Source organism: Ensifer sp. VA4, from assembly GCF_055710065.1.
This window is the reverse complement of record NZ_JBVQPO010000012.1, coordinates 205,088-230,429: the sequence shown is the minus strand read 5'-3', so window position 1 is coordinate 230,429 and position 25,342 is coordinate 205,088. Positions and strand designations below refer to the sequence as shown.

General features: G+C 65.0%; 29 protein-coding genes. 13 read left to right on the top strand and 16 right to left on the bottom strand.

The features are described from left to right. Positions 1-17 precede the first annotated feature (17 nt). The 3 genes from AC0C6X_RS22005 to AC0C6X_RS21995 form a co-directional block, all read right to left on the bottom strand. The gene (locus tag AC0C6X_RS22005) at positions 18-665 is read right to left on the bottom strand and encodes a TetR/AcrR family transcriptional regulator C-terminal domain-containing protein (RefSeq protein WP_247958272.1); all 648 of its coding nucleotides are present in this window, start codon (positions 663-665) and stop codon (positions 18-20) included. A gap of 433 nt (positions 666-1,098) precedes the next feature. After that, on the bottom strand, positions 1,099-1,512 hold the full coding sequence (locus tag AC0C6X_RS22000; RefSeq protein WP_472955137.1) for a hypothetical protein: 414 nt from the start codon (positions 1,510-1,512) through the stop codon (positions 1,099-1,101). A gap of 152 nt (positions 1,513-1,664) precedes the next feature. Beyond that, positions 1,665-2,513, bottom strand: a complete 849-nt coding sequence (locus tag AC0C6X_RS21995; RefSeq protein WP_247958273.1) for a LysR family transcriptional regulator — start codon at positions 2,511-2,513, stop codon at positions 1,665-1,667. A gap of 98 nt (positions 2,514-2,611) precedes the next feature. On the opposite strand from AC0C6X_RS21995, the gene AC0C6X_RS21990 reads away from it, so the two are divergent. The 5 genes from AC0C6X_RS21990 to AC0C6X_RS21970 all read left to right on the top strand — a co-directional run bounded on the left by AC0C6X_RS21990 (position 2,612) and on the right by AC0C6X_RS21970 (position 7,981). Continuing rightward, on the top strand, positions 2,612-3,232 hold the full coding sequence (locus AC0C6X_RS21990; protein WP_472955135.1) for a cysteine hydrolase family protein: 621 nt from the start codon (positions 2,612-2,614) through the stop codon (positions 3,230-3,232). A gap of 179 nt (positions 3,233-3,411) precedes the next feature. Continuing rightward, on the top strand, positions 3,412-4,761 hold the full coding sequence (locus tag AC0C6X_RS21985; protein ID WP_472955134.1) for an efflux RND transporter periplasmic adaptor subunit: 1,350 nt from the start codon (positions 3,412-3,414) through the stop codon (positions 4,759-4,761). A gap of 11 nt (positions 4,762-4,772) precedes the next feature. After that, a complete protein-coding gene (locus tag AC0C6X_RS21980; RefSeq protein ID WP_472955132.1) occupies positions 4,773-6,716 on the top strand; it encodes a MacB family efflux pump subunit in 1,944 nt (647 codons plus the stop codon). A gap of 80 nt (positions 6,717-6,796) precedes the next feature. Continuing rightward, a complete protein-coding gene (locus AC0C6X_RS21975; RefSeq protein WP_472955130.1) occupies positions 6,797-7,207 on the top strand; it encodes a hypothetical protein in 411 nt (136 codons plus the stop codon). A gap of 75 nt (positions 7,208-7,282) precedes the next feature. Continuing rightward, positions 7,283-7,981: a Type 1 glutamine amidotransferase-like domain-containing protein gene (locus tag AC0C6X_RS21970; protein ID WP_472955129.1), complete on the top strand. Its 699-nt coding sequence runs from the start codon at positions 7,283-7,285 to the stop codon at positions 7,979-7,981. 38 nt (positions 7,982-8,019) lie between these two features. Here the strand turns inward: AC0C6X_RS21970 and AC0C6X_RS21965 are convergent, their stop codons facing one another. Then, entirely contained in the window at positions 8,020-8,277 is a 258-nt protein-coding gene (locus tag AC0C6X_RS21965; protein ID WP_472955127.1) for a YjiS-like domain-containing protein, read from the bottom strand. A gap of 68 nt (positions 8,278-8,345) precedes the next feature. Here AC0C6X_RS21965 and AC0C6X_RS21960 point away from each other — a divergent pair, with 68 nt between their 5' ends. Beyond that, entirely contained in the window at positions 8,346-9,251 is a 906-nt protein-coding gene (locus AC0C6X_RS21960) for a LysR family transcriptional regulator (RefSeq protein ID WP_173517091.1), read from the top strand. On the opposite strand, the gene AC0C6X_RS21955 is transcribed toward AC0C6X_RS21960, so the two are convergent. Both AC0C6X_RS21955 and AC0C6X_RS21950 read right to left on the bottom strand, forming a co-directional pair. Next, positions 9,248-9,634, bottom strand: a complete 387-nt coding sequence (locus tag AC0C6X_RS21955) for a hypothetical protein (protein WP_173517092.1) — start codon at positions 9,632-9,634, stop codon at positions 9,248-9,250. The genes AC0C6X_RS21960 and AC0C6X_RS21955 overlap by 4 nt on opposite strands. A gap of 259 nt (positions 9,635-9,893) precedes the next feature. Continuing rightward, positions 9,894-10,145, bottom strand: a complete 252-nt coding sequence (locus tag AC0C6X_RS21950) for a GFA family protein (protein WP_472955124.1) — start codon at positions 10,143-10,145, stop codon at positions 9,894-9,896. Between the two features lie 148 nt (positions 10,146-10,293). Here AC0C6X_RS21950 and AC0C6X_RS21945 point away from each other — a divergent pair, with 148 nt between their 5' ends. Further along, entirely contained in the window at positions 10,294-11,043 is a 750-nt protein-coding gene (locus tag AC0C6X_RS21945; RefSeq protein ID WP_472955121.1) for an SDR family oxidoreductase, read from the top strand. A 95-nt stretch (positions 11,044-11,138) separates the two neighbouring features. Here AC0C6X_RS21945 and AC0C6X_RS21940 read toward each other — a convergent pair whose 3' ends face one another. Then, positions 11,139-11,591, bottom strand: a complete 453-nt coding sequence (locus tag AC0C6X_RS21940; protein WP_247958282.1) for an Lrp/AsnC family transcriptional regulator — start codon at positions 11,589-11,591, stop codon at positions 11,139-11,141. Positions 11,592-11,706: 115 nt separating this feature from the next. Between AC0C6X_RS21940 and AC0C6X_RS21935 the strand changes: the two genes are divergently transcribed. Beyond that, positions 11,707-12,690 carry a nucleoside recognition domain-containing protein gene (locus tag AC0C6X_RS21935; protein WP_472955119.1) on the top strand — a complete coding sequence of 328 codons (984 nt, stop codon included), beginning with the start codon at positions 11,707-11,709 and terminating at the stop codon, positions 12,688-12,690. 22 nt (positions 12,691-12,712) lie between these two features. Here AC0C6X_RS21935 and ftrA read toward each other — a convergent pair whose 3' ends face one another. Continuing rightward, entirely contained in the window at positions 12,713-13,750 is a 1,038-nt protein-coding gene (gene ftrA / locus AC0C6X_RS21930) for a transcriptional regulator FtrA (RefSeq protein WP_173518159.1), read from the bottom strand. Positions 13,751-13,837: 87 nt separating this feature from the next. Between ftrA and AC0C6X_RS21925 the strand changes: the two genes are divergently transcribed. Beyond that, a complete protein-coding gene (locus tag AC0C6X_RS21925) occupies positions 13,838-14,269 on the top strand; it encodes a rhodanese-like domain-containing protein (RefSeq protein ID WP_472955117.1) in 432 nt (143 codons plus the stop codon). Positions 14,270-14,518: 249 nt separating this feature from the next. Further along, a complete protein-coding gene (locus AC0C6X_RS21920; protein ID WP_173517097.1) occupies positions 14,519-15,007 on the top strand; it encodes a GNAT family N-acetyltransferase in 489 nt (162 codons plus the stop codon). A 400-nt stretch (positions 15,008-15,407) separates the two neighbouring features. On the opposite strand, the gene AC0C6X_RS21915 is transcribed toward AC0C6X_RS21920, so the two are convergent. Next, complete coding sequence (locus tag AC0C6X_RS21915; protein ID WP_173517098.1) at positions 15,408-16,640, bottom strand: HlyD family secretion protein; 1,233 nt, start codon at positions 16,638-16,640, stop codon at positions 15,408-15,410. A gap of 3 nt (positions 16,641-16,643) precedes the next feature. Then, a complete protein-coding gene (locus tag AC0C6X_RS21910; protein WP_173517099.1) occupies positions 16,644-17,084 on the bottom strand; it encodes a hypothetical protein in 441 nt (146 codons plus the stop codon). Between the two features lie 371 nt (positions 17,085-17,455). On the opposite strand from AC0C6X_RS21910, the gene AC0C6X_RS21905 reads away from it, so the two are divergent. Continuing rightward, a complete protein-coding gene (locus AC0C6X_RS21905; RefSeq protein WP_173517100.1) occupies positions 17,456-18,181 on the top strand; it encodes a class I SAM-dependent methyltransferase in 726 nt (241 codons plus the stop codon). Between the two features lie 117 nt (positions 18,182-18,298). Here the strand turns inward: AC0C6X_RS21905 and AC0C6X_RS21900 are convergent, their stop codons facing one another. Continuing rightward, positions 18,299-19,567 (bottom strand): NAD(P)/FAD-dependent oxidoreductase, encoded by a 1,269-nt coding sequence (locus AC0C6X_RS21900; RefSeq protein ID WP_472955113.1) that lies wholly within the window; start codon positions 19,565-19,567, stop codon positions 18,299-18,301. Between the two features lie 214 nt (positions 19,568-19,781). Beyond that, positions 19,782-20,246, bottom strand: a complete 465-nt coding sequence (locus AC0C6X_RS21895) for an Lrp/AsnC family transcriptional regulator (RefSeq protein WP_173518160.1) — start codon at positions 20,244-20,246, stop codon at positions 19,782-19,784. Positions 20,247-20,436: 190 nt separating this feature from the next. Between AC0C6X_RS21895 and AC0C6X_RS21890 the strand changes: the two genes are divergently transcribed. Next, positions 20,437-21,156, top strand: coding sequence for an aspartate/glutamate racemase family protein (locus AC0C6X_RS21890; RefSeq protein WP_247958289.1), 720 nt, complete (start codon positions 20,437-20,439; stop codon positions 21,154-21,156). A 168-nt stretch (positions 21,157-21,324) separates the two neighbouring features. Here AC0C6X_RS21890 and AC0C6X_RS21885 read toward each other — a convergent pair whose 3' ends face one another. From AC0C6X_RS21885 to AC0C6X_RS21870, 4 genes are all read right to left on the bottom strand, one after another. Continuing rightward, complete coding sequence (locus AC0C6X_RS21885; protein ID WP_472955110.1) at positions 21,325-21,693, bottom strand: NIPSNAP family protein; 369 nt, start codon at positions 21,691-21,693, stop codon at positions 21,325-21,327. Further along, positions 21,693-22,073, bottom strand: coding sequence for a VOC family protein (locus AC0C6X_RS21880; RefSeq protein ID WP_472955107.1), 381 nt, complete (start codon positions 22,071-22,073; stop codon positions 21,693-21,695). The genes AC0C6X_RS21885 and AC0C6X_RS21880 overlap by 1 nt, the downstream gene beginning before the upstream one ends. Before the next feature lie 47 nt (positions 22,074-22,120). After that, positions 22,121-23,401, bottom strand: coding sequence for an FAD-dependent oxidoreductase (locus tag AC0C6X_RS21875; protein ID WP_472955104.1), 1,281 nt, complete (start codon positions 23,399-23,401; stop codon positions 22,121-22,123). Between the two features lie 405 nt (positions 23,402-23,806). Beyond that, positions 23,807-24,211 carry a winged helix-turn-helix transcriptional regulator gene (locus AC0C6X_RS21870; protein WP_173517105.1) on the bottom strand — a complete coding sequence of 135 codons (405 nt, stop codon included), beginning with the start codon at positions 24,209-24,211 and terminating at the stop codon, positions 23,807-23,809. Positions 24,212-24,409: 198 nt separating this feature from the next. Between AC0C6X_RS21870 and AC0C6X_RS21865 the strand changes: the two genes are divergently transcribed. Next, positions 24,410-25,294 (top strand): SDR family oxidoreductase, encoded by an 885-nt coding sequence (locus AC0C6X_RS21865; RefSeq protein ID WP_472955100.1) that lies wholly within the window; start codon positions 24,410-24,412, stop codon positions 25,292-25,294. Positions 25,295-25,342: the final 48 nt, after the last annotated feature.

The following is a 25,342-nucleotide window of genomic DNA, read 5'->3' as shown; positions in this document are numbered from 1 at the left end:
CGCGGCGCTGCAGGCCGTCACCTCTTCGTGCCGTAAAGCGTGAGGAAGGCGGCAACCGCCTGCTCCGCCTTGCGGCCAAAACCCTTTTTCATCTCGCCGGCCTCTTCGCCCAAGAGCATCTTCAGATGCCAGTCGGAGACGATGAGCCCATAGAGGGCGCCGTAAGCCTCGTCGGCATCGTCGAACGTCAGCAGCCCCGCCTTGCGGCCGGCCTCCAGCAGCGCCGCCGCACGGCGGCCGATCTGGCGGCGCCCGCGCTCCTGCAGCATATGGCCGAGCTTGGAGCCGTCGCGGCTCGCCTGGCCGATCGCCAGCCGGTTCAGCGCCAGCGACACGTCGCCCGAGAGAACCTCGAGCAGATCCTTGGCAAAGACGATCAGATGACGCTCAAGGCTCTCGGCATCGAGCGCCTTGGCGGCCACGTCCTGGGTGCGCACCTTGCTCGCCTGGAAGCCGATCATCGCCGAGATCAACCCGTCGCGATCGCCGAACCACTTGTAGAGGCTTTCCTTGGAGCAATTGGCCGCCCGCGCGATGCCGGCCGTCGTCAGCGCCTTTTCGCCGCCGTCGACCAGAAGACGCAATGCCTGCTCGAGAACGGCGCCCTGACGTTCGGTCAGCCCCTCCCCGGCATTCGCCTCCCTCATCGCCGCAGTCATCTGCACGTCGCCTCGCTCCCGATCAGTACCGTACGGTACGGTTCGCACTCTTCTAGTGAAGAGGCCTGGGAGCGTCAAGACGATTCTTACAAGGGGGCGAAATTTCGGCGGTGACGGCGGGACAGCCTTTATGGTGCACGTCTGTTGCTGCCCCTCATCCCCCTGCCGGGACCTTCTCCCCGTCGTCACGGGGAGAAGGGAATCGCGGCTCAGTTCCACGTCGATCTTAATTTCTGGCCCGTGACCGCCGCTGTCGTCCACGTCCCCTCTCCCCGCCTGCGGGGAGAGGGCTAGGGTGAGGGGCAAAGCCCACCACCAACTATGTCCTTAAATCGAAAAAGACGGATAGCACCGCACGTCGACAAGCACGGTTCCGGTTACCTTCCCCCTGCCTCCGCCCGCTGGGGACAGCAGCCACACCCCTGGCCCAAGCGCGAAACTATCCAGCAATCGTTGCCAAATCGGTCATCTGAACGCGTTGCGACGGCGACAGGATCTGGATTTCAGATGGCCGTTTTAACTTGGCTTCGTGCAGATTCCAGAGTGCCAGAAACAATGTCGTCACGGCGAAAAACGCCAAGGCTGCCAGGTGGACCTTGCCGGTGCGGCGCGCGAAATAGGAGCTGGCCCTCGCCTCGATGGCTCGACCTGCCGCCCCGGCCTGCCGGGCATTTTCATTCATATACCGGGTTACTCGTCCGCCGGAACGATCTCGCGCCTGGGCCGGATCATCGTCGCTCGGCCCGGCACTCAGTCCGGTGCGCACAGCGCTAAAAAGCAGGGTTGCGAACAACACCCAAAACACCAGGAAAGACAGGGCGAGAAGCTGACCGCTGGGGATATTCGTATCCATCGAAGTGTCCGGGCTCTGCGACAAAGACCGCCTGTCCCTCCAAGCGCTTCCTTGCCGTCTACGGAAGACATTCTCCCCTTTGTCGTAGAATTTTCAACCCATGGCACGGAAAAGTTGCGGATGACGATCCTTGCTCCGACTAAACCCAGCGCCTACCGCCACCCCCGCACAGCCTCCTCGATGAAAGCCGCCACCGCCGCGACACTCGGCACCCGCGCCCGTTCGGGATGCATCATCAGGTAGACCGGGCGCTCGGCGATCGCGTCAGGCAAATCGACCGCCTCGAAGCGAGGGTCGCGCAAGGCGGAGACTTCCGGCAACATCAGTTCGGCGCCGAGCGAGAGTGCCGCCTCCATCAGGATCTCCAGCTTGTCGGCGGTCAGCGCCACCCGGGCGCCGGGGCGCAGCCGGGAAAGCGCCTGCATCTCCGGCACATGGGCAAGCGCCGGTCCATAGCGCACCACCGGGCATGGGCTGTCTCCCTGCCCCTTCGGCCGGAACAGCCGGAAGCGGAGCGTGCCGAGGCTCTTCACCCGCACCGAATCCTCGCCGGTGCGCGCCATGCGGATGGCGATGTCGGCCTCGCGCCGTTCGATGCTCAGCATCTGGTTGTCGGCGATGAGATCGAGCGTCAGGCCCGGATGGCGCTGCTCCAGCCGGGCAAGCGATGGCGCCAGGATGGCGCTCAGCACGAAGCCGATGCTCGTCACCCGCACCTGGCCCTTCAGCTCCGCCGTCCGTCGCAGAAGCGTCGCGAGCGACAGCGACGCTTCCTCGGACATCGTCCGCAGCCGCTCGACCACCGGCGCCAGCACCGGCGTCGGTGTCAGCCGGCCGTCGATGCGGTCGAAGAGCGCCGCCCCCACCCGCCGCTCCAGCGCCGCCAGCCGTCGCGACACCGTCGTCTGGTCGACGCCGAGCGAGCGGGCGGCCTGGCTGAGCGTCGCGCCGCGCACCAGATGGTCCAGCAGTTCGAGATCTGCCCATGTCCCTGCATTCATGCAGATTTGCCTCCGAAAATTTCGGCTCACTCTGCATCAGTGCAGCCGCTAAGATCAAGCCCATCAACACCCCGCTTCGAAAAGCAAGGAGCCTGACGATGACCGCTGCCACCCTTTCGCCCGCCGCCCCCGCAACCCTCTACACACTTGCTGGCGTCACCCTCACCCCGCCCCCGCTTGGCGAGGCGACGCTGATCCTGATCGACTACCAGAACGAATATCTGGCTGGTCCCTTGCGGCTCGTCGAACCCGAAGCGGCGATCGAAAAGGCGCGGCAGCTTCTGGTCGCTGCTCGTGCCGCCGGCGCCAGGATCATCCACGTCGCCCATCGCGGCGCTGCCGGCGGCGTGTTCGACCGGGCTCAGCATCGCGGCGCGATCGTCGATGCGCTGGCGCCGCTGCCAGGCGAAACCATCGTCGAGAAGCCGCGGCCCAACGCCTTCTCCGGCACCGACCTCTCGGAGATCGTCGGCCCGGCCGGCACGCCGGTCATCTTCGCCGGCTTCATGACGCACAATTGCGTCTCCTCGACCGCCCGCGCCGCCAAGGACCTCGGCTACGGCATCACGATTGCGGCCGACGCCTGCACCACCCGCGACCTTCCCTCGCCGGCCGGAACCATTCCGGCGCGCGCCCTGCATGATGCCGAGCTCGCCGGCCTTGCCGATCACCACGGCGCCGTCGTCGATGTCGCCGCGTTGATCGCGCCGCGCGGTTGACCGGCTCGTCAGCCGTCATCGAAACCCCGGGCGCCCGCCGATCGTGGGCGCCCTTTGCCGCAGCGCAACTGCGGAAGATTACGAAAATATAATGATCTCAATGCTGTTCGCCGGGGCCGTTCGCTTCTATTTTTGACCTATCCATTTTGGCATCGGCGATGCCGGATAGGGCGCAAGCGATGAGCAAGACAGCAAAGACGGCGCGAGCCGACACCACGCCCCGCGACGACGCGGCCCCCAATGTCACCTTCATTCCCGGTGCAGTGCAGAAGGCGAAGCGCAAGCGTCGCACGCGCTCCTGGCTGTGGCTGCCGGTCGTTGTCGCCATCGCCGGTGCTGCCTATTACGGCTGGGTGCGCTACGGCGAGGAGCCGGCAGCGGCGGCGATGGTGACCGATGTCGTGACGCGCGGCGACATCGAAAACAGCGTCACCGCCGTCGGCACGCTGGATGCGGTCAACTCCGTCGATGCCGGCGCGCAGGTCTCCGGCCAGTTGAAGGCGCTGCATGTCGAGATCGGCGACAGGGTCACGCAAGATCAACTGGTCGCCGAGATCGACCCGGCGACGATCGAGAACCGCATCGAGATCGACCAGGCGGAGCTCGCCAACCTCCAGGCGCAGCTCATCTCCAAGAAGGCGCAGCTCGTGCTGAAGCAGGCCAATATCGACCGTCAGCGCAATCTCGTCGAAGCCAGGAGCGTGGCGCAATCGACGCTCGACCAGGCGATCGCCGATCTCGCCGCGGCCGAAGCCGACGTCAACGCCATCGAGGCGCAGATCCGCAAGCAGCAGGCGACCCTTGCCGGCGACAAGGTCGATCTCGGCTATACCAAGATCTATGCGCCGATATCAGGCACCATCGTCGCCAACCCGGCCAAGGAAGGCCAGACGCTGAATGCCAACCAGACGACGCCGACCATCGTCACCATTGCCGACCTCTCGACCATGACCGTCAAGGCGCAGGTGTCGGAAGCCGATGTCACCCGGCTGAAGGTCGGCATGGATGCCTATTTCACGCTTCTCGGCCAGCCGGGAAAGCGCTTCGTCGGCAAGCTTCGGCAGATCCAGCCGATGCCCGACACCGCCAACAACGTCGTGCTCTATTACGCCCTCTTCGACGTGCCCAACCCCGACGGCGAGCTGATGATGTCGATGAGCGCGCAGGTGTTCTTCGTGCAGGCCGCCGCCAGGGACGTGCTGATCGTGCCGAGCGCCGCCTTGAACCACCCGGCCAAGGGCACCGGCGATGCGGCCGGCCAGGGCGGCGGCCGAGGTGATGGCCAGAGAAGCGGCCAGGCGGATGGCGCACGTGGTGAGGCCGGCAAAGCGCAAGTCACCGTCGTCACCGCCTCCGGCGCGCTTGAAACCCGCGACGTCGAATTGGGTATCCGCAACCGGGTCAGCGCCGAGATCAGGAGCGGCCTCGCAGAGGGCGAGAAGATCGTCGTCAGCACCGGCTCCGGCAGCAGCGGCAACGCCCGTGACAGCCGCAGCCTGCGCGGCATGCGCATGCCGCCGATGTTCTGAGGCTGCCGGCCATGTCCCCGCTCATCTCGCTCAAGCACGTCTGCAAGACCTATTTCAACGGCGATCTTGCCGTCGGGGTGCTGCACAGCATCTCGCTCGATATCGAGGCGGGCGAATTCGTGGCGATCGTCGGGCAGTCCGGCTCCGGCAAATCGACGCTGATGAACATTCTCGGCTGCCTCGACCAGCCGACCGGCGGCGACTATCTGATCGACGGCGAAAGCGTCGCCGACCTCGACACCGACGAACTGGCGGCGCTGCGCCGCCGCACCTTCGGTTTCGTCTTCCAGAGCTACAACCTCATTCCGACCGCAAGCGCCAAGGAGAATGTCGAGGTGCCGGCCGTCTATGCCGGCATGTCCGCCCGCGACCGGCACGATCGCGCCGAGGCGCTGCTCGAGGCGCTGAAGCTCGGCGAGCGCCTCGACCACCGGCCGAACCAGCTCTCCGGCGGCCAGCAGCAGCGTGTCTCGATCGCCCGCGCGCTGATGAACGGCGGCCGCGTCATCCTTGCCGACGAGCCGACCGGCGCGCTCGACAGCCAGAGCGGCTCGGACGTGATGGCACTCTTGCGCGACATGAACGACCAGGGCCACACGGTCATCGTCATCACCCACTCACGCGAGGTCGCCGAACAGGCCGACCGGCTGATCGAGATCCATGACGGCCGCATCGTCGCCGACCGCGCCAAGAAGAGCCGCAGCAATGCCGAGGGGGCTGCCGCCCTTGCCCGCCATGTCAGCGAAGGTTCGGCGGCGATCGCCGACGTCACGGAAGCGGTGAAGATGGCGTTCCGGGCGCTGAAGGCCAATCTCTTCCGCACCATCCTGACACTGCTCGGCATCGTCATCGGCGTCGGCTCCGTCGTCGCCATGCTGGCGATCGGCACCGGCGCGCAGGATTCGGTTTTGAGCCGCATTTCCTCCATGGGCTCGGACCTCCTGGTGGTGCGCCCCAGCATGGCGAATTTCCGCGGCAGCGCAGGCGGCAGCAACGTCACGCTCATTCCGGCCGATGCCGATGCGATCCTCGAAGTGCCGAACGTCGCCTTCGCCGTGCCGGAGATGACGAGCAACGTCACGCTCCGCCGCGGCAATGTCGACTACCAGACGACCGCCAATGGCACCGTGCCGCAGTTCACCACCGCGAAATCCTGGAAGATGGCCAAGGGCGAATTCATCAACCAGAACGACATGGACGCTTACGCGCCGGTCGCGGTCCTTGGGCAGACGGTGGTCAAGACGCTCTTTCCCGATGGCGACAACCCGATCGGCCAATATGTGCTGGTCAACAAGATCCCGTTCCAGGTCATCGGCGTGATGGCGGAAATGGGCGCCACCGCCTTCGGCACCGACCAGGACGATGTCGTGCTGGTGCCTTTGACGACCGGCAGCATCCGCCTCTTCGGCCAGCGCAACGTGCGCACCATCACCGTGCAGGTGAAGGATGGTTCGGCGATCGACATCACCCAGCAGACGATCCAGGCGCTGCTCGACCAGCGCCACAAGCGCCCGGACACGCAGATCACCAACATGTCCTCCGTGCGCGAGGCCTTCACCGAGACCTCGAACACGCTGAAGCTGTTCTTGGGCTCCGTCGCGGCGATCTCGCTCTTGGTCGGCGGCATCGGCGTCATGAACATCATGCTCGTCTCGGTCAGCGAGCGCACCCGCGAGATCGGCGTGCGCATGGCGACCGGCGCCCGCCAGCGCGACATCCTCCTGCAGTTCATCATCGAGGCCCTCGTCGTCTCGGCGATCGGCGGCACGCTCGGCGTCGCGCTCGGCCTCGCGACCGGGGCGCTCGCCGGCCAGTTCGGCATGCCCGTCGCCTTCACCCTCGGCCCGGTGGCGCTTGCGTTTGCCTGCGCCTTCCTGACCGGCCTCGTCTTCGGCTTCCTGCCCGCCCGCAACGCCTCGCGCCTGCAGCCGGCGGTGGCGCTGAGTGCGGATTGAGGGGCGCGACGCGGCCGGCTGTAGACAAAGCATGCCCCACTACCCAAGATGGTATTCTGCAACCATTGGCGTGATTCGAGATGTGGAAGTTCTTCGCAGCCCTGACATGTGTGCTTACGGCGGGGGCCTTCATCTGGCTTGCGCTCTTGGTTTCGGGGCACATCGAAGGCGAATTTGGCCTGAGGGACCTGATCAGTATGATCATGTCGGTGCCGACAACCATCGGCCTCGTCTGCTATGCCTACGATAGGACCATGCTTCCATCGGCCTTCTGGCCGCCTTTTGCCAAGATGCTGACCCTTTGGACGGCCTTTGAAATCGTTGACACGACCTGGGCACTCTTGTCTCTCAGCCCGGCGGCATTTGCCAGGAGCAAACTGGCCGCGGTGGTGGTGCTCTATCCGGTCCTTCTGGCGTTTGCCTATTTCGGGTGGCTCGGCGTCTGGCGCTACGCCCGCGCCGTGAAGCGGCAATCTGCTCCCGCGAACTGACGCGAACTTCGTTCAGATGCGCGCGCAAGCATTCACCGTGGCGCAAGTCGCCCTGCTCGCGAAAGTGAAGACAGATTGCTCAACCTCGTACTCTACAGCGACCAGATCTTCCCCGAATGTTCGGTAATCGACCTCAGGCTCGTGGACCGGCTGCGGGCGCGCGGAACCGGAAATCGCATCGCCTATGTCGCCTCCGGCCCGGAGCCGGATCGCGGCTTCTTCCTTGCTGCCCGGTCCTATTACGGCCGATACGGCCTCGATCTCGCGCTGTTCTTCGATCTCGATGAGCCGCACTCGGCAGAAGACATCGCCGCACTCTTCGCCTCGGATGCCATTCACCTCGCCGGCGGCCATATCGGCGGCTTTCTCGAACGCCTGAAACGAAGCGGCATGCTCGGGCCGCTCCGCGACTGGGCGCTCGCCGGCGGCATCCTCATCGGCGTCAGCGCCGGCGCCATCCTCATGGCCCCGACGATCGCGACGGATGCGCTCTTCATCGGCAGGCGGCCGGAGGATATCGCTGACGGCGATGCGCTCGACCTCGTACCGTTCGCGTTCTTCCCGCATCTCAACGACGACGACGCGTACCTGCCTGCGCTCCTGCGCTACAGCGCATTGTTGCTGCGGCCGATCGTTGCCTGCAATGACGGCGACGGCATCATTGTGACCGGCGGGAGGATCGAGTGCCTGGGGAGTCCGCTTTGGCTTGCGGGCGGAGCCGCACGCGCGCCGGGCGAGATCAAGCTCGACGGCTTCTCGATCTTGGAGATCTGACGGCGCACGTCTGTTGCACGTTGCTGAGCCCCGCCCCTCTATATCGCTCCCGCCCGCGCGGCTCCCGCATGGCGTAGCGCCACCGCTCCTTCCCGCGGGGGCAGCGGTGCCGAGGCGGCGTTGCGCCTGCCGCGTTGCGCCTCTTCCGCTGTCACGCCGATGTCGGCGAGGCGCTCCGCGTCGAGCTCACGCAACTGCTGCACCTGCCGGTACCGCGACCGCGGCGAGGCGACGAGATAGAGACCGATTTCCCTGAACATGTCGAATACCCATGTCTTGTGCCTGATTATGGGCACAGACTGCGCCTCGACATTCCACAAATGAAGGTTAGCATTCCTATTCGAAGCATAAGGAAAACTTTGATATGGGTGCGCTCAATCTCGACTATCTCAGAACCTTCGCGCTGGTCGCCGATCTCGGCAGCTTCTCGGCCGCCGCCGAGCGCCTGGGGCTCACTCAGCCGGCGATCAGCCTGCAGGTGCGCGCTTTGGAAAAGCAGCTCGGCGTGCGCCTCGTCGAGCGGGTCGGCCGCACCGCGCGGCCGAGTGCCGCCGGGGTGGAGCTGCTGGTCCATGCAGGCCGCATCGAGGCCGCGACGAACCAGGCCATCGAGGCGGTGGCACGCCACGCCAAGGGCGTTCTCGGCCGCGTGCGGCTCGGCACCGGCGCCACCCCGTGCGCCTTCCTGCTGCCGCCGCTGCTGGCCGATCTCAAGCGCCGCTTTCCCGACCTCGACATCACGGTGACGACCGGCAACAGCGCCGACATCGTCAAGGCGGTGGACGAAAATCTGCTTGATATCGGGCTCGTCACCCTTCCCGTCACCGGCCGCATCTTCGATGTGGCCCCGCTCTTCGACGAACGCTTCGTCGCCATCGCCCCTCTGGGAACCGACCTGCCTGACAGCGTGACCGCCAAAACCCTGGCGAAGCACCCGTTGATCCTCTACGAACCGGGCGCCAACACCCGCCGGATCACCGACGAATGGCTGATTTCGGGCGGCACGGACGTCAAACCGCTCATGTCGTTCGGCAGCGTCGACGCGATCAAGGAAATGGTCGCCGCCGGCCTCGGCGCAGCGCTCGTGCCGGAAATCGCGCTCCGCGCCGGGGATCGCGAGCGGCTGGAGGTGCGGCCGGTCACGCCGCCTTTATCACGCCGCTCCGCCCTCGTGCTGCGCCGCGACAAACGGCTCGATCGGGCGCTACGCGAAACGCTCGCGGCGCTTAGGACGCTGGCAGATCTGGACGAGGAGTTGGGGCGTAGTTAGTCCGCTTGCACAAGCACCTGGCAAAGAATGTCAGAAACACCGTCAGACCCGGTAAACGCCATGCCCTTTCCGTCCGGCAGCCTTACCATAATGCGTGTGGCCTTGAGGTTGTCCAGGACAAGCACCTTGAGCCCATCCTTCGTGACGACAGTCGCTGACCATGTCTTGATGCGCGCCGCTTCTTCGAATGGCGGGAAGTTTGACGAGACTGAAGCGACATCTGCGCCACCCGAACCATTAAGCGCGAATTCGATCGTCGTTCCGGGCAGCGCGCAGTTTACGACACCGTGCTTTTGATACGGCTCCGCATTTGCCACCAATGACAAAGCAAAAAATGCAGTCGCTGTGCCCACCAACAGTGAGCGTAGATTCGAGTACTTCATTTGCCCCTCCATCCTCAAGGAACTCTTATCGCGAGTCTCGCGAAAGTCGAGTTGCATTCTCGAAGGAGCTCAACGGGAAGGCTGCAACAGAAGGGAAAACAACATGAAAGCCGGCTAGGTGAAGGCGCATACGCACTATTGTGCTGAGATGGAGCTACAGATGCCACACCTCGACCGGGGTCTCGCCCCAGTTGTCGTTGAGCCCGTCGCAATAGGTCACGGGGGCGGTCACCAGCTCGTCGATATCGACGCCATCCAGTCAGGCGACGTTGATATTGTAGCAGGTCTCGTTGGTCATGTTCGGCGCGTCGATGCGCTCGAACGGGCGCACGCCGCATCGGCCCGGGTTGCGGCCGCTATAGTCCGTCAGCGCCGCTTCACCGGCAAGGAGGCGGAAGGCCTCGGGCTTCACCACCACCGACCAGAGGCGCATCTTCACGCAGATGCTGTCCATCTCCGCCTCGATGCGCACGGCGCCGCAATGGCAGCTCCCGCTAGAGGTCTTCAGCATCCGTTCCTCCTTCCCTCGTTGTCAGCCGGACTATGCCACCAGCGCGATTGAAAATCTGCATCGTCATAATCACCGATCGGAAATCGGGTGGGCGGTGCCCTCCGCCGGCAGTAGTCAGGGCACACTTCAACAAGAGAAGGATAAGTCCATGGCCATGCTGCAAGACAAGATCGTGATCGTCACCGGCGCCTCTTCCGGCATCGGCCGTGCGGTCGCCAGGCTCTTTGCCGCCGAGGGCGCGAAGATCGTCGCCAACGCCCGCGGCGAAGGCCCGCTTACCGCCGTCGTCGAGGCGATCCGTGAGGATGGCGGCGAAGCGATCGCCGTCAGTGGCGACGTCACCGAGGAAGCGACCCATGTCCGGCTGGTGGAAGCGGCGCTCAGCCATTTCGGCGGCCTCGACATCGCCGTCAACAATGCCGGCTCCGTCGGCGCCGTCAGGCCGGTCGCCGAAATCACCGCCTCCGAATGGCAGGAGACGCTCGCCGCCAACCTCACCTCCGCCTTCCTCGCCGCCCGCCACCAGATCCCCGCCATGCTGCAAGGTGACTGTGGATCGCTGGTCTTCACCTCCACCTTCGTCGGCACCAGCGTCGGCATCCCCGGCATGGCCGCCTATGGCGCCGCGAAAGCCGGACTGATGGGCCTCGTCAAGGGCATCACCGCCGACTATGGCGCGAGCGGCATCCGCGCCAACGCCCTGCTTCCGGGCGGCGTCGACACGCCGGCAGGCGGCAGCAAGGAGCAGAAGGAATGGGCGGCCGGCCTGCACGCGATGAAGCGCATCGCCCAGCCGGAAGAGATCGCCCAGGCCGCCCTCTTCCTCTCCGGCCCGATGGCAAGCTTCGTCTCCGGTGCAGCGCTCTTTGCCGATGGCGGCAATGCCGCGGTGAAGTGACGGGCGGCAACGGCCCAACAGGCGCCAGGGCCGGCTGCCCTGGCGCGAAGCTGCGGCAGTAGCTCTATCCGGACAGTCGCCTCCCCGGCGGCCCTTCAGATCGGTATCTCCGTCGTCTCCTTGCCCGTGCGGATCACGAATGCCGTGTAATAGCGGGCGACATTGCTCTCCTCGCGGAAGAGCCGCTCGGTCAGCGCATCGAGTTCGTCCATGTCTTTGAGCCGCAGCATCAGCAGCGCATCGGTCTCGCCGCTGACGCTATAGGCCTGGACCACCGCCGGCTCCTTGGCGGCCATGTCGAGGAAGCGGCGGACATATTGTTCGCCGTGGCGCTCGAGCTCGACGGTGATGATCGCCTTCATCGTTCGGCCGGCCTTGGCCGGATTGAGGACCGCGACGATCCGGTCGATGACGCCGGCCTGATGAAGCCGCCTTATGCGGCGCAGGCAGCTCGACGGAGAGAGGCCGACTTCGGCCGCAAGCTCGGCATTGGTGCGCGACGCATCCTGCTGCAAGAGCTTCAGAAGCTTGCTGTCGATCTTGTCCATCCCGGTTCCCCCGTTGCGGCCTCATGCAATTTTATTGCACAAACTCGCATATTTTGACCACAACTGCGAATGGCCTCGCGCTAGTCCTTGAACAACCAGTCAAGGAGACACCGTCATGGCCGTTCTGATCATCCTCTACCGCAAGACGCTCGCCACACTCGAAGTCTATTTCGACCTCGTCCGCGTCATCGTCCCCGTCACGATCGTCACGCATGTGCTGCAGGAACTGGGGGTGATCCGGGCAGTCGCGCCCGCCTTCGAGCCGCTGATGACCGTGGTCGGGCTGCCGCCCGAACTCGCCTTCGCCTGGCTGACCGGCCTGCTTGTCGGTTTATGGGGCGCCGTGGTGGTCGTCTTCGCGCTGGTGCCGGTTTCGGAGCTGACGACCGCCGACATGACGGTCTTTTCGGCGCTGATGCTGGTGGCCCATGCCATCCCGATCGAACAGCGTATCATCCAGAAGGCGGGCCCCAGTTTTCTCGTCACGGGCGCGCTCAGGATCGGCGGCGGCCTCGTCTTCGCGGCGCTGCTGCACCAGGTCTTCGCGGTGACCGGATGGCTCACCACGGCGCTCAATCCGACATGGATCCCCGTCAACGAGGGCTCCGGATGGGTCGCCTTCGCGCTCAGCACGCTGAAGACGCTCGCGACCATGCTCGTCGTGCTGCTCGCCTTGAGTTGGACGATCGAGATTCTCAAGCTCGTCGGTATTCTCGGCTGGCTGAACCGGGGCCTGGCGCCGCTCTTTCGCCTCGCCGGCATAAGGTCCGAGACAGTGCCGTTTACCGCCGTCGGCGTGCTCCTCGGCATATCCTATGGCGGCGCGCTGCTGATCCGCGAGGCGCACGAAGCCAGGGTGGAGCCGCGCCAGGTCTTCCTCGCCTGCGTCTTCATGGGCTTCGGCCACAGCCTCATCGAGGATACGCTGGTCGTCGTTGCCCTCGGTGCGGATTTCGCCAGCGTGTTCTTCGGCCGCCTGCTCTTTGCCATCATGGCAACGGCCGTGGTCGCGCGCGTCATCACGTCCGCGCCGGACAGGGTGTTCTTCCGCTCCTTCTTCCGCAAGGATGGTGGCGAACCCGCCCTGTCGGAGGCGTAGAGCAAGCCGCGCAGCGGTTGCGTTACTCCGCCGCGACCTCCGCAGCCAGAGTTGGCGGCACCGTCATCCGCCCGAAGGCGGCGCGGTAGGCGGCGGGCGTCGTCGAAAGCTGCTGGCGGAAATGGTGGCGGAGCGTCTGGGTCGAGCCGAAGCCCGAGGCTTCGGCCACCTGCTCCATGCCGAGCGCCGTTTCCTCCAGCAATTGCCGGGCGCGGGAAAGCCGCTCGGAAAGCAGCCAGCGCGCCGGCGTCGTGCCGGTCGCCGCCTCGAAGCGGCGCAGGAACGTGCGCTCGCTCATGCCCGCCGCCTTCGCCAGCACGGCGATCGAGAAATCCTCGCCGAGCCTTTCGCGCATTCGGTCGAGCAGCGGCCCGAGCCGGGCGCTCTCGTGCACGTCGGGCACCGCCCGCTCGATGAACTGCGCCTGGCCGCCGTCGCGGTGCGGCGGCACGACGAGGCGGCGGGCGACGCGATTGGCGGCCTCGCTGCCGAAATCGCGGCGGATCAGATGCAGGCAGAGATCGATGCCGGCGGCACTGCCGGCCGAGGTCAGCACCGCGCCGCCGTCGACATAGAGCACGTCCGGCACCACCTCGATGTCAGGATAAAGCACCTTCAGCCTGTCGGTATAGCGCCAGTGGGTTGTCGCCCTGCGGCCCGAAAGCAGGCCCGCCGCCGCCAGCACGAAGACGCCGGAACAGATGGAAAGGACGCGCGCGCCGCGATCATGCGCCGCGCGCAAGGCGGCGCAGACCGCCTCCGGCACCGGCTGGTCGGCGCCCCGCCATCCGGGAACGATGATCGTGCCGGCTTCAGCCAGAAGCCCGATACCGCCGTCGGCAACGAGGCGCACGCCGCCGGTTGCCCTCAGTTCGCCGGGATCGACAGAGGCGACGGCGAAGCGATACCAGCCCTCGCCCATTTCCGGCCGCGGCAGGCCGAACATCTCGACGGCGACGCCGAACTCGAAGGTGCAGAGCCCGTCATAGGCAAGCGCCACGACGAGCGGATTTTGAAGCGATGGGGCAGCGGAAAACGACTTTGGCATGATCTTGAGCATATATGGCAATAATGCCAACTGCCAGTCCCCGCCAAGCGCTGTTACACCTCTCCTCGCCAACCCGCACGAACACCTGAGGAGAGCCCGATGAGCATCGTCACCGAAACCCCCGCCGCTTCCCCCGAGATCGCCATTGCCCATTTCGCCAAGCGCCTCAGCGTCGAGACCGATTGCTCGGACGTCGCCCATGCGCTGAAGAGCGGCGAACAGGATTTCGTGCTGCTGCATGTGGTGGGCTCCGAAGCCGCCTATGCCCGCCGTCACGTGCCGGGCGCCATCCACTTGCCGCACCGCCAGATCAGCGCCGAACGCATGGCCGAGTGGCCCGAGGATACGCTCTTCGTCGCTTACTGCGCGGGCCCGCACTGCAACGGCGCCGACCAGGCGGCCTTCAAGCTTGCCCGGCTCGGCCGCCCCGTGAAGATCATGATCGGCGGCATCACCGGCTGGGAAGATGAGGGCCTCGCCTTCGCCACCGGCTCCGCGCCCGGTGAAGCGCAGGCCCTGCTCGCCGCCTGAGCCCGGGCCTACAGCGCCGCGCATCTGATAAGACGCGCAAAGGTCGCTGTAGCACTTTGATTTGCTGCATGTCTTTGTCCTTAAATCGAGGTCGATTTAAGGAGACATGCAGTAGCTCACACGATTGTTTCGCGCGTCTGCCAGACGCGCGAAGCGCGCCGCAGCACTTTGCAGCGCCACATGACCTTGCCCCCGCCGGCATTCAGTAACCCGCGCCTGACGGATCACCCCTTTGCACGAGATGTCGAGATGCACGCCTCACCCCTCACCGTCCGCCCCTTCCAACGCCACGACGTGACCGACATGCTGCGGCTGATGCGCGGCCTTGCAATCTTCGAGGGCTACATCGACAAATTCGGCGTGACCGAAGCGGACCTGGTCGAACACGGGCTTGGCGAAACCCCGCGCTTCGGCGTGCTGATCGCGGAGCTTTGCGGCCGCACGGTCGGCATCGCGGTTCACTACGTCATCCCCTGGACCTACGACCTGAAGCCGACGCTGGTGCTGAAGGAACTTTTCGTCGAGGAAACAGCACGTTCCTCAGGCGCAGGCGCCGCATTGATCGCGGCTCTGAAACGTTATGCAGCCAGGATCGGCGCGCCGCGCATCAACTGGACGGTGCTGGCGAGCAACGACGCCGCCAAGCGTTTCTACCGGCGCGAGGGCGGCAGTCATGATGCGATCTGGGAGCCCTGGACGATGCCGGTCGAGGCCGTTCCGGGCGGCTGCGAAGGCTGAAGATCCACCTGACCATGCGCCCCGGAACGGCGTCTAACCCTCGTCGAAGCCGTCATAACCCGCTTGGGCAGGGCATCTCGCGGCCCTGCCTAGCCCCAATTGACTACTCAAATCCCTCTTAAATTTGATTGATTTCAGACACTGCTTTTGTCAAACTGTACCTGTAATTGCACACCGCAGACATACAATCCCCGGAAGAGTAGTGTGGTTGCGTTTTTATTGCCGTGCAATTGCTTTATTTGTTTTTATTGCGCGCTCGAGCCTCCGTTCCCCGCGGAGGCTCAGTTCATTTGAAGAACAGGCAAACGCAAAAGGCCCCGACCGTTTCCAGTCGGGGCCTTGTATTCGGGGCCTTGTATATTGACTGCCGCAGCGGCGCTTCAGAGGCTGCACCGCCCCATCAATGGCCGCCAAGCACCAGCGTCTGCACCGGCAGCATCAGCGCCTGCATGCGCAGGATCATCGCATGGACGAGGCCCACGGCGTCGACCACATGCAGATAGGCCCAGCGAAGGGTGCTGATATCGGGTGACTCCAGTTCGTCATGGCTGTTGGTATAGGCGTTGGCGATGCAGCTGCTGCCCGGAGGAACGTCATCGAGCACGCCGGGATAGAGCGGCTCCATGAAGACGGTCAGCGTGCCGGGCTGCGAGATCTGCGTGACGTCGATCAACTGGTCGCTGGCGCGCACCTGGCCGGCGGCAATCACGTCCTGCACCTCGGTCACGACCAGCGGGATGATGGTGAAGGGCTTGCCGACGCAGGTCGCCTCGCCGATCATGCCCACCTTCATCACCTGCGTCTCGATCTGGCCGAAGCCGGCAATAAGCCGCGCCCGGCCGGCAGACTCGGGCACGAGCACGCCCGCCGGCCGCAGAAGCGGATTGACCACTTCGCCGACCCGGAGCGTGAACTGCTGCAGCGTGCCGGACACGCCGGCCCTGACCGTGGCCTTGGCGATATCGACCTCCGCCTCCTTCAGCGCTGCTTCGGCGCTCGCCTTCTGCGAAGGCAGCAGCGAAGCGAGCTTGGTCTCCAGCGTCTGCTTGTTGGAAAGGGCGGCGGTGAGTGCGCCCTTGCGCCCTTCGAGGTTGACCTGCCGGCGCTCGATCTCGCGCCGGGCGACGACGTTGGGGTTCAGCTTGTTGAGTTCGACCTGGGTGTCGTACTCGTCTTGGGCCTGCTGCACCGCCGCCTGGGCCTGCACGATCGCGCCATCGGCAGCGACGAGTTCGGTGCGGGAGACGGTGATTTCTGCGTCAACCTCGGCGATCTGCCGGCGCGCAACCTCGGCGGCGGCTTCCTCTTCCGAGCTGTCGAGCTTGAACAGCGGCTGGCCGGCCTTCACCTTCTCGAAGGTGGTCACGTAGATCTCTGAGACGCGCCCGCTGGTCTCCGGCAGCACCGCGACCGTGCGGAACGCCGCGGTGACGTTCTTCGTCGACGGATGGAAGTAGAAGATCAGCGTGATCAGCGAAATCGTCAGGATGATGCAGGCGGTGATGCCCCAGCGCAGTTCGAACCAGACGGAGTAGATCGTGATCTCCTTGCCGAACCTCTTGCCCTGGACATAGCGGCGGAAGAGATAGTCGGGAAGGATCGTCAGCATCGAGCAAAGCATGAATTCGAACATGGCTCAGGCCTTTCCTTCCACCGACGGCTGATCTGCAGGCGCTGCCGGATGCCCCGCTGCCGGCTCAGGCTCGGCCGGCACGGGTTCAGTTGCTCCATCCACCTTGCCGGCGATCCGCTCCAGGGAGCGGGCGACAGACGAAAGTGGCGACGAAAAATCCGGCAGGTCGATCAGCGCCAGAATCAGCGCTGCGATCCAGAAGATGTTGTTGTGCGTGAGCAGCGAGATCAGCCCCAGCACCGCCACCAGTTCGTATTGAACCTTGTGGCTCTTGTGCGCCATGGTCTCCGGCAGCGAATGGAGCCGGAGATAGAAGGTGCCAAGCGCGAAGATCGCCAGGATCATGAAGATGACGACGACGTTGAACAGGACGTCGCTCTGCCCCGGTGCCGTGATGAACGCCGGTAAATGATGAATTGCAGTAGGATGGACGGCCTCAGACATTACGCCTCCAAAAAACGGACCGGACCAGGAGAATCGCACATTAGCACACCCCCAAAAAACGCAAACAAAACTTGTACTTCAGCCGCAACTTGACCTTGCGGAACTGCGCGCCTAAGCAAATCAGGGTTCTACGGCGCCGCGCGTCATCAGACGCGCAAAGGTCGCTGTAGCACTTTGAATTGCTGCATGTTTTGTCCTTTAACCGGCTACGGTTAAAGGAAACATACAGTAGCACCGGCGAAATGCCGGAGGGTTTCGAGCAGGATCCTCGGCGGCATGCTGTTCCCCCGGTAACCGCAGCCGACGCCCACTCGTCCTATCGCGCGCCGCAGGCGGCCGCACGCACCGTCCATTGCCTGAAGGAGACCACGATGGCTCAAAACATTTACGACAGGCCGGAGTTCTTCGAAGGCTACAGCCAGCTCGGGCGCTCGCTGCACGGGCTTGCGGGTGCTGCCGAGTGGCCGGCGATCCGCGCCCTGCTGCCGGATCTCTCAGGCAAGCGCGTCGTGGACCTCGGCTGCGGCTTCGGCTGGTTTTCCCGCTTTGCCCGCGAGGCCGGCGCCGCTCACGTGCTCGGCCTCGATCTCTCCGAGAAGATGATCGCCCGCGCCCGGGCCGACACGTCCGATCCGGCGATCGAATACAGGATCGCCGACCTCGATGAGCTCGAACTCCCCGAGCAAGGCTTCGACTTCGCCTACAGCTCGCTCGCCTTCCACTATGTCGAGGATTTCGGCCGGCTGGTCGCCACCATCCACCGGGCGCTCGCTCCCGGCGCGCATTTCGTCTTCACCATCGAGCACCCGATCTACATGGCCTCCCACAATCCCGGCTGGCGCTTCGAAAACGGCGAACGGACCTGGCCGGTCGATCACTATTCCGAGGAGGGACCGCGCATCACCGACTGGCTGGCGAAGGGCGTGATCAAGCACCACCGCACCATCGGCACGACGCTCAACACGCTGATATCGACGGGCTTTGCCATCCGCCACGTTGAGGAATGGCGGCCGACCGAGGCGCAGATCGCCGAGATCCCGGCTCTGGCCGAAGAAGTCGATCGCCCGATGATCCTGATCGTGAAGGTGCAGAAGTAGGAGCAAGACATGGCAGCTCATGCATAGGCCGCTGTTCAGCGTGTCTGCCAACCACTGAAGGTGCCTCTTGGCACCAGCAAGCTGACGGCAGCTCATGCAGCGGCCGCCGTTCACCGCCTACCCCTTTTTCTTCAGGCTCTCCTTCTGGGTGATCAGCCGGGCGCTGTGCTGGCCGCTCAAATAGGTCCAGAACCAGCTCCAGGCGACGGCGAAGCGGCTGCGGGTGCCGATCAGGAAGTAGATGTGGGCGATGCCCCAGATCCACCAGGCAAGCGCGCCCTTCAGCTTGAAGCGGCCGAAATCGATGATCGCGGCGCGCCGGCCGATGGTGGCAAGGCTGCCCTGGTGGCGATAGCGGAAATCGCCCGGCGGTTTGTCGCCGGCAAGCCGCGCGCGGATGACATCGGCCACATAGGCGCCCTGCTGCTTGGCCGCCGGCGCGATGCCCGGCACCGGCTTGCCACCGTCATAGGTGACGGCGGCCGTGTCGCCGATGACGAAAACATCCCTGTGTCCGGGGGCGGTGAGATCGGCGCCGACAATCGCCCGGCCGGCCCGGTCCGCGGCGATGTCCAGCCAGCGGGCGGCGGGTGAGGCCTGCACGCCCGCGGCCCAGACGAGTGTGCGGCTCGCCACGAACTCCTCGCCGATCATCACGCCCTCCTCGGTGCAGGATGTCACCGGCGTTCCGGTGCGAACCTCGACGCCGAGGCACTTCAGCTCCTCGACCGCGTAAGCCGAGAGATCCTCGCTGAAGGCGGCGAGAATGCGCGGCCCCGCTTCGACGAGGATCACGCGGGTTCGCCGCGTATCGATGCGGCGAAACTCGTCCGGAAGCGTGCGATGCGCCATCTCGGCGATGATCCCGGCAAGCTCGACGCCCGTGGGACCGGCACCGATAATGGTGAAGGTCAGCAGCGCATCGCGCGCGGCCGGCTCTTCTTCCAGCTCGGCGCGCTCGAAGGCGGTGAGCACGCGGCGGCGGATTGTGGTGGCGTCCTCGAGCGTCTTCAGGCCGGGGGCGAATGGCTCCCATTCGTCATGGCCGAAATAGGCATGCGTCGCCCCGGTCGCCAGCACCAGCGTATCGTAGCCGACCCGCTGGCCGTCCCTGAGAACGACCGCCTTTCCGGCCGCGTCCACATCCGTCACCTCGCCGAGAAGCGTCGTCACTTCCGGCCGGTCGCGCCAGAGACTGCGAAGCGGCCAGGCGATTTCCGAGGTCGCGATCAGCGTCGTCGCAACCTGATAGAGCAAGGGCTGGAAGAGATGGTGGTTGCGCCGGTCGATGAGCGTGATCCGAACCGGTGCGCCGGCGAGCCCCTTGACGAGTTGCACCCCGCCGAACCCGCCGCCGACGACGACCACGTGATGCCTGTCCTGCATGTTTCTTTCCAGTCGGCTCAGCAACTGGCCTTCCGTTTGGACATGCCTCAACATTGGGGTTGCAGACGGCCAGGACAAGCGCAACCACCTCATGTCACCCTTGCAAAAAATCAAGAACGGTCGCGATCAGGACCGTTTCGCGAAGGCGATGTGCTCTGCTGCGTCCACCAGCACGATCTCGTCGTTGGCGAGGGTGAAGCCCTTTGCCACTGCCTCACTCCGCATAATCGACCGGCACCGCCGTACCGCTCTTCAGGATTTCCATCGAGATCGAGGCGGAGACGTCGAAGAGTTCCACCTTGCGCACGATCTGCTTGTAGACCACGTCGTAATGCTCGACGCGCGGCAGCACGACCTTGACGATATAGTCGTAATTCCCCGTCAGCCGATGCACCTCGACGATTTCAGGGATATCGCTGATCGCCCGGCGGAAGGTCTCGATCCACTCGTCCGAATGGTGCGCCGTCTTGATCAGCGCGAAGACGGTCGTCGGCACGCCCATGCGTTGGCGGTCGAGCACGACGATGCGCCTGCTGATATAGCCCGCCTCCTCCAGCCGCTGGATGCGGCGCGAACAGGCCGACAGCGAGAGGTTCACCCGCTCCGCCAACTCACCAACGGCAACGCTTGCATCCTGCTGCAGCAGCCCAAGCAGCTTCCTGTCCCTCTCGTCGAGCACGCCGATCCCTCCACCCATAGCCAACCGTTGCGCTATATCTTTGCACATCTATCATCTCTTGCGCAAATATCTCGCGCCAAGATGCATTTTCCCTTGCAACAAAGCGAACCGTTCCAACGCACTTTGCCGCATAGTTTTCTCCATCGAAAACTGGCTGCGCTCAGCGCGGCAACAGCGGGCAGAGAGAGGAATGGTTATGCGCAAGATCGGTCTCATCGGCGGCATGAGCTTCGAAAGCTCGGCGGTCTACTATCGCATGGTCAACGAAGCCGTGCGCGAGCGTCTGGGCGCGCTGCATTCGGCTGAGGTGCTGCTGCATTCCGTCGACTTCCAGTCGATCGTCGACCTGCAGAAGGCCGGCCGCTGGGACGATGCCGCCAGGCGGCTTGCCGATGTCGCCCGCGGCCTGGAGGCGGCCGGCGCCGACTGCGTGCTGATCTGCACCAACACCATGCACCTGATCGCCGACGCCGTGCAGGCCGCCGTCGACATTCCGCTGATCAACATCATCGACGAGACCGCCGCACGTCTCAAGGCAGCCGGCAGCCGCAGGCCATTGTTGCTCGCCACCCGCTACACCATGGAGCACGGCTTCTATGCCGAGCGCATGAAAAGCCACGGCATCGACATCATGGTACCGGATGCGGACGGCCGCACGCTGACCCACAATGTCATCTTCGACGAACTGTGCGCCGGCAAGGTGCTGCGTTCTTCCCGCAGGGCGTTGATCGATCTGATCGACAAGGCCGAGGCGGAAGGCGCCGACGCCGTCATCCTCGGCTGCACCGAGATCTGCCTGACCCTCGACCCACGGGCTCTGCCGCTGCCGGGCTTCGATTCCACCGCAATCCACGCCGAGGCCGCCGTGGAGTTCGCGCTGGAAGGGGTCTCGCTGGCGCGGGCCGCGTGAGCGCCGGCGCTGGGACCGCTGAGGTACCTACGAGGGGACTGCAAAGACCACCCGTCGGCTTTAACACGTCTTCCTTCGTCGCCAGGGGCCCGAGCATGCTTATCCAATATAGAAGCCGCAACACCCCTGAGCCCCGTCGGGGCTTGATCGGTCAAGCCCGAGGATGACTTAAGGATTGCTCACAAGCGGCTGCAGGAAGATGCGCTCATAGCTGATGAACGGCGGGTCGTTTCCATAACGCGCGTTGGCCGCAATGCCATCCGGATCTTCGGCGATCTTTTGCCGATAGCGAAGATAAGCTGCCTCATCCGGAAAGGTGAAAAGCGGGATAGCGATATCACCGGCACCCTCTTCGCCCACACCCGGAAAGCTCGTGCCGGCGCCCTCGGGCTTTTCGCGCGGGATGAAATAGCCGTGATGCGTTCCGCCGTAACGCTCGACGAGCCTGACCCAGATTTCTGCGTAGCCGCTGAAGTCGGCCATTCGGCCTTGCTCGATCCGGTAGCGGATTTCACAGGTGACGGGACCGTCCGGCATCAGGCTTCCTCTCCCTTGTATTCGGGCCTCGGCCCGCGAAGGCCGATGCAATTGCCCCAGGGGTCGCGCACCTGGCACATCCAGAGCCCCTCCTGTATCGCCATTGGTCCACGATAGAGAAGCGCGCCAAGCGCTTCGAAATGCTTGAGAGCCCGGTCGAAATCCTCGACCGCCCAATAGACGACGGAGCCAGCCGCACCGCTCGCCACCTTCTCGTCCGCCTGCACGATTTCCAGATCCACTGTCCCGACCTGGAGATAGGCGAAGTCGAATTCTTCAAGCCACCGTCGCTCGGCTTTGGGGAAAGCCCGCTGATACCAGGCGAGCCCCGCTTCCGTGTCAGCAACATGCACCAGAATGGCCGCCACGCTGTCGGTCATCGCAATTTCTCCATTCGCCGTCCGGTCCTCTCGTTTCGTCGCCTACTTCAGGCGGAAATCGCGTCCGAGGCGGATCGGAGCAGGCGGTGCGCAGGTGCGCCCACCGCCCGCCAGTCGCATTCGCCAAGCCCGGCCGGCGCGAAGGGGTCGATCAGCGTGCCCGAGACGATCGAGGCGAGCAGCGCCTGCATCGGCGGCGTGTGCGCGATCGTGGCGACCAGCCGGTCGCGCAGCCAGGCGAGAAGGGTCGAGTCCGACTGGTAGAAGGGCGTGAAGGCGAGTGAGAGAAGCTGGAACAGGGCGACGTGACTGCGGCGCGCGGCGGCATAGGCAGCAAGGGCCGTATCGAGGTCCGACGCGTGGTCGAGCGCATGCGCCAGCGCCGCCACGTCGAGAAGCGCCATGTTGGCCCCCTGCCCGAGCTGCGGGCTGGTCGAATGGGCGCTGTCACCGACGAAGGCGATACGGCCGGAAACGGGCGGGCGCATGGTGCGATGGGCATAACGCGCCAGCGTCAATTGCTCCCAGTCGGCAATCTGATCGAGCAAGGGAGCACAATCCGGCCAGTAGTCGAGGATACGCGCCTTCCAGCGGCCGAGCCCGGCCTCCCGCACCCGGTCCGCGTCTGCCACCTTGAGGCTCCAGAAGAAGGCGACGCGCTCCATCTCGCCGACCCGCGCCCTGCCCGCCGGCAATAGGCCGATCATCACCCGCGCCTGGTCGTAGCGCTGCACCAGCGCATGGCGGTCATGGACGAGCCCGTCGCTGTCGAGCGTCGCCCAGAAGGCGCCATAGGTCAGTTCGCGCACCTTGGGCGCCGCGGCGGAGCCGGCCGAAAGCGTCGAGCGCGCGCCGCTTGCATCGATCACCAGATCGTAGGCGCCCGCTTCTCGCCCTTCGGCATCGAGAAGAACGGCCTTGTCGGCTTCCACCCTCGCGCCCGTCAGCGTGATGCCGGTCCGGACCTTCAGGCCGGCGCCGCGCACCGCATCGTGAAGCGTGTTGAAGAGCGCCGCCCGCTGCACCGCCAGCCCGAAGCGGCCACCGGCCAGCGCGTCATAGCGCACGTCGAGAACGGTCCGTCCGGATTTCGCATCGGCGCCGTAAAGCCGGTCGATCCGGCTGCCGAGGGCAAGCATCGGCTGCAACAGGCCGAGCGTGTCGAGCACCGTCAGTCCGGTCGGTTGCAGCATCAGGCCGGAACCGACGGGCGAGGCCTCTTCGAAACGTTCGAGAAGCTCCACCCGATGGCCGCGCCGCGACAGCATCAGCGCCGCCGCAAGCCCCGCCGGGCCGGCGCCCGCAATGCCGATATCAAGTGTCTTCATGATTCCCCGGGGGTGACGCAGTTGACTGGCGAAACTATAGGGAAAATCAAGGCGCTAGGGCAAGATTGCACGGCGAGACACGACGTCGCGCGTCGTGCCTCGCCACCGCCCCTCATCCGCCCGGTGAGGGCTTGCCCCTCATCCGGCCTGCCGGCCACCTTCTCCCCGCAGGCGGGGCGAAGGAGACTCGCGGCACCCGCTCGCTTCACGTCCCCATCTTCAATCGCAGCGCTCTCTGACGGCAGGTTCCGATTGGCAACGCCGCCTTCGTCCTCGTCCCCTCTCCCCGCCTGTGGGGAGAGGGTTAGGGTGAGGGGCAAACTTCACTAACGCTCGCCGGAACAAAGAAGCGTGTCGGGCGCACAAGCGAACCGTTCGCCCGCGGTGTCCGCCCCCCGGAGAACTTCACGCCTCCGCGTCATAAACCTCGCGCGCCGCCCGAATGGCCCCGTGGTTCTCCACCGACCAGTCGACGAAATGCTTGAGCAGGCCGAGCAGCGAACGGCCGAGGTCGGTCAGCGCATATTCCACGCTCGGCGGCTGGGTCGGGTAGACGGTGCGATGGATATAGCCGTCGCGCTGCAGGTCTCGCAGCGTCTGGGTCAGCATGCGCTGGGAGATGTCGGGAATCAGGCGGCGGAGCTGCGAGAAGCGCAAGGGACCGTCGGCCAGCGACAGGATCATCAGCGAATTCCACTTGCCGCCGATATTGTCCATGACATCGCGCACCGGACAGTTTTCGACATCCATCGGAATGCCGCAGACCATTGCCACGCGCTTGCCATTCACCTCGCCGGTCAGCATGCTCATAGGCGGTACCCTTCCTGTTACCACAGCAGAAAAAACTGCCTCCTTTACAGCTCTACCGAGATTACGGGATAAGAGCAAGTCTCAAAAAGAGACCGTGTGCCGGCGCTTCCTCCCAGGCGGCCGGCATCAACGGCGAGCGAGGAAAGGCGGGCGCTCTCCCGCCCATCCCGTCTCAGGTTCAGAGGAAAAGGAAAAGACATGTCCGAAACATTGCTCGTCACCGGCGCAACCGGCCAACTCGGCAAGCTCGTGCTCGACCAGCTTCTCGGCTCCGGCGTCGAGCCGGCCCGCATCATCGCCACCAGCCGCGACACGGCGAAGCTTGCCGATTATGCCGTCAAGGGCGTCAAGACCCGCGTAGCCGACTTCGACGACCCCGCTTCGCTCGAAAGCGCGTTTGCCGGCGCCGACCGGATCCTGATCATCTCGACCGACGCGCTCGACCAGCCGGGCAAGCGCCTGAAGCAGCATCTCGCCGCCGTCGCCGCCGCCAGGAAGGCCGGCGTCAAGCACATCCTCTACACCTCGATGCCCAGCCCCGAGACATCGGTCGTCCCCTTCGCCCCCGATCATCTCGGCACCGAAAACGCCATCAAGGCGACCGGCATCCCCTACACCATCCTGCGCAACGGCTGGTACATGGAGAACCTGTTCATGGCACTGCCGCATGCGCTCCAAACCGGCCAATGGTATTCCTCGTCCGGCGAAGGCCGCCTCGCCCACATCGCCCGCGCCGATGTCGCCAAGGCCGCGGCTGCAGCGTTGGCCTCGAGCACGAACGAGAGCCGCACCTATACGCTGACCGGCGGCGAGCAGCGCTCGACCGACGAGATCGCCGCCCTCGTCGCCAAGGCGACCGGCAAACCGCTCGAAGTCGTGCATATCTCGGACGAAGCGCTCGCGGGCGGCCTGAAGGGCGCCGGCCTCCCGGACTTCCTCATTCCGATCGTCGTTTCCTTCGACGCCAACACCCGCGAGGGCCACATCAACATGGTCACGAACGACGTGACGACGCTGACGGGTGCGACGCCGGTGAAGCTTGGCGCATTCCTGGAAGCGAGCAAGGCGCAACTTGCCGGTTAAGAAACCCGCTTGAAAGGAAGGGAGCCGGTGGCATGCCGGCTCTCGCCC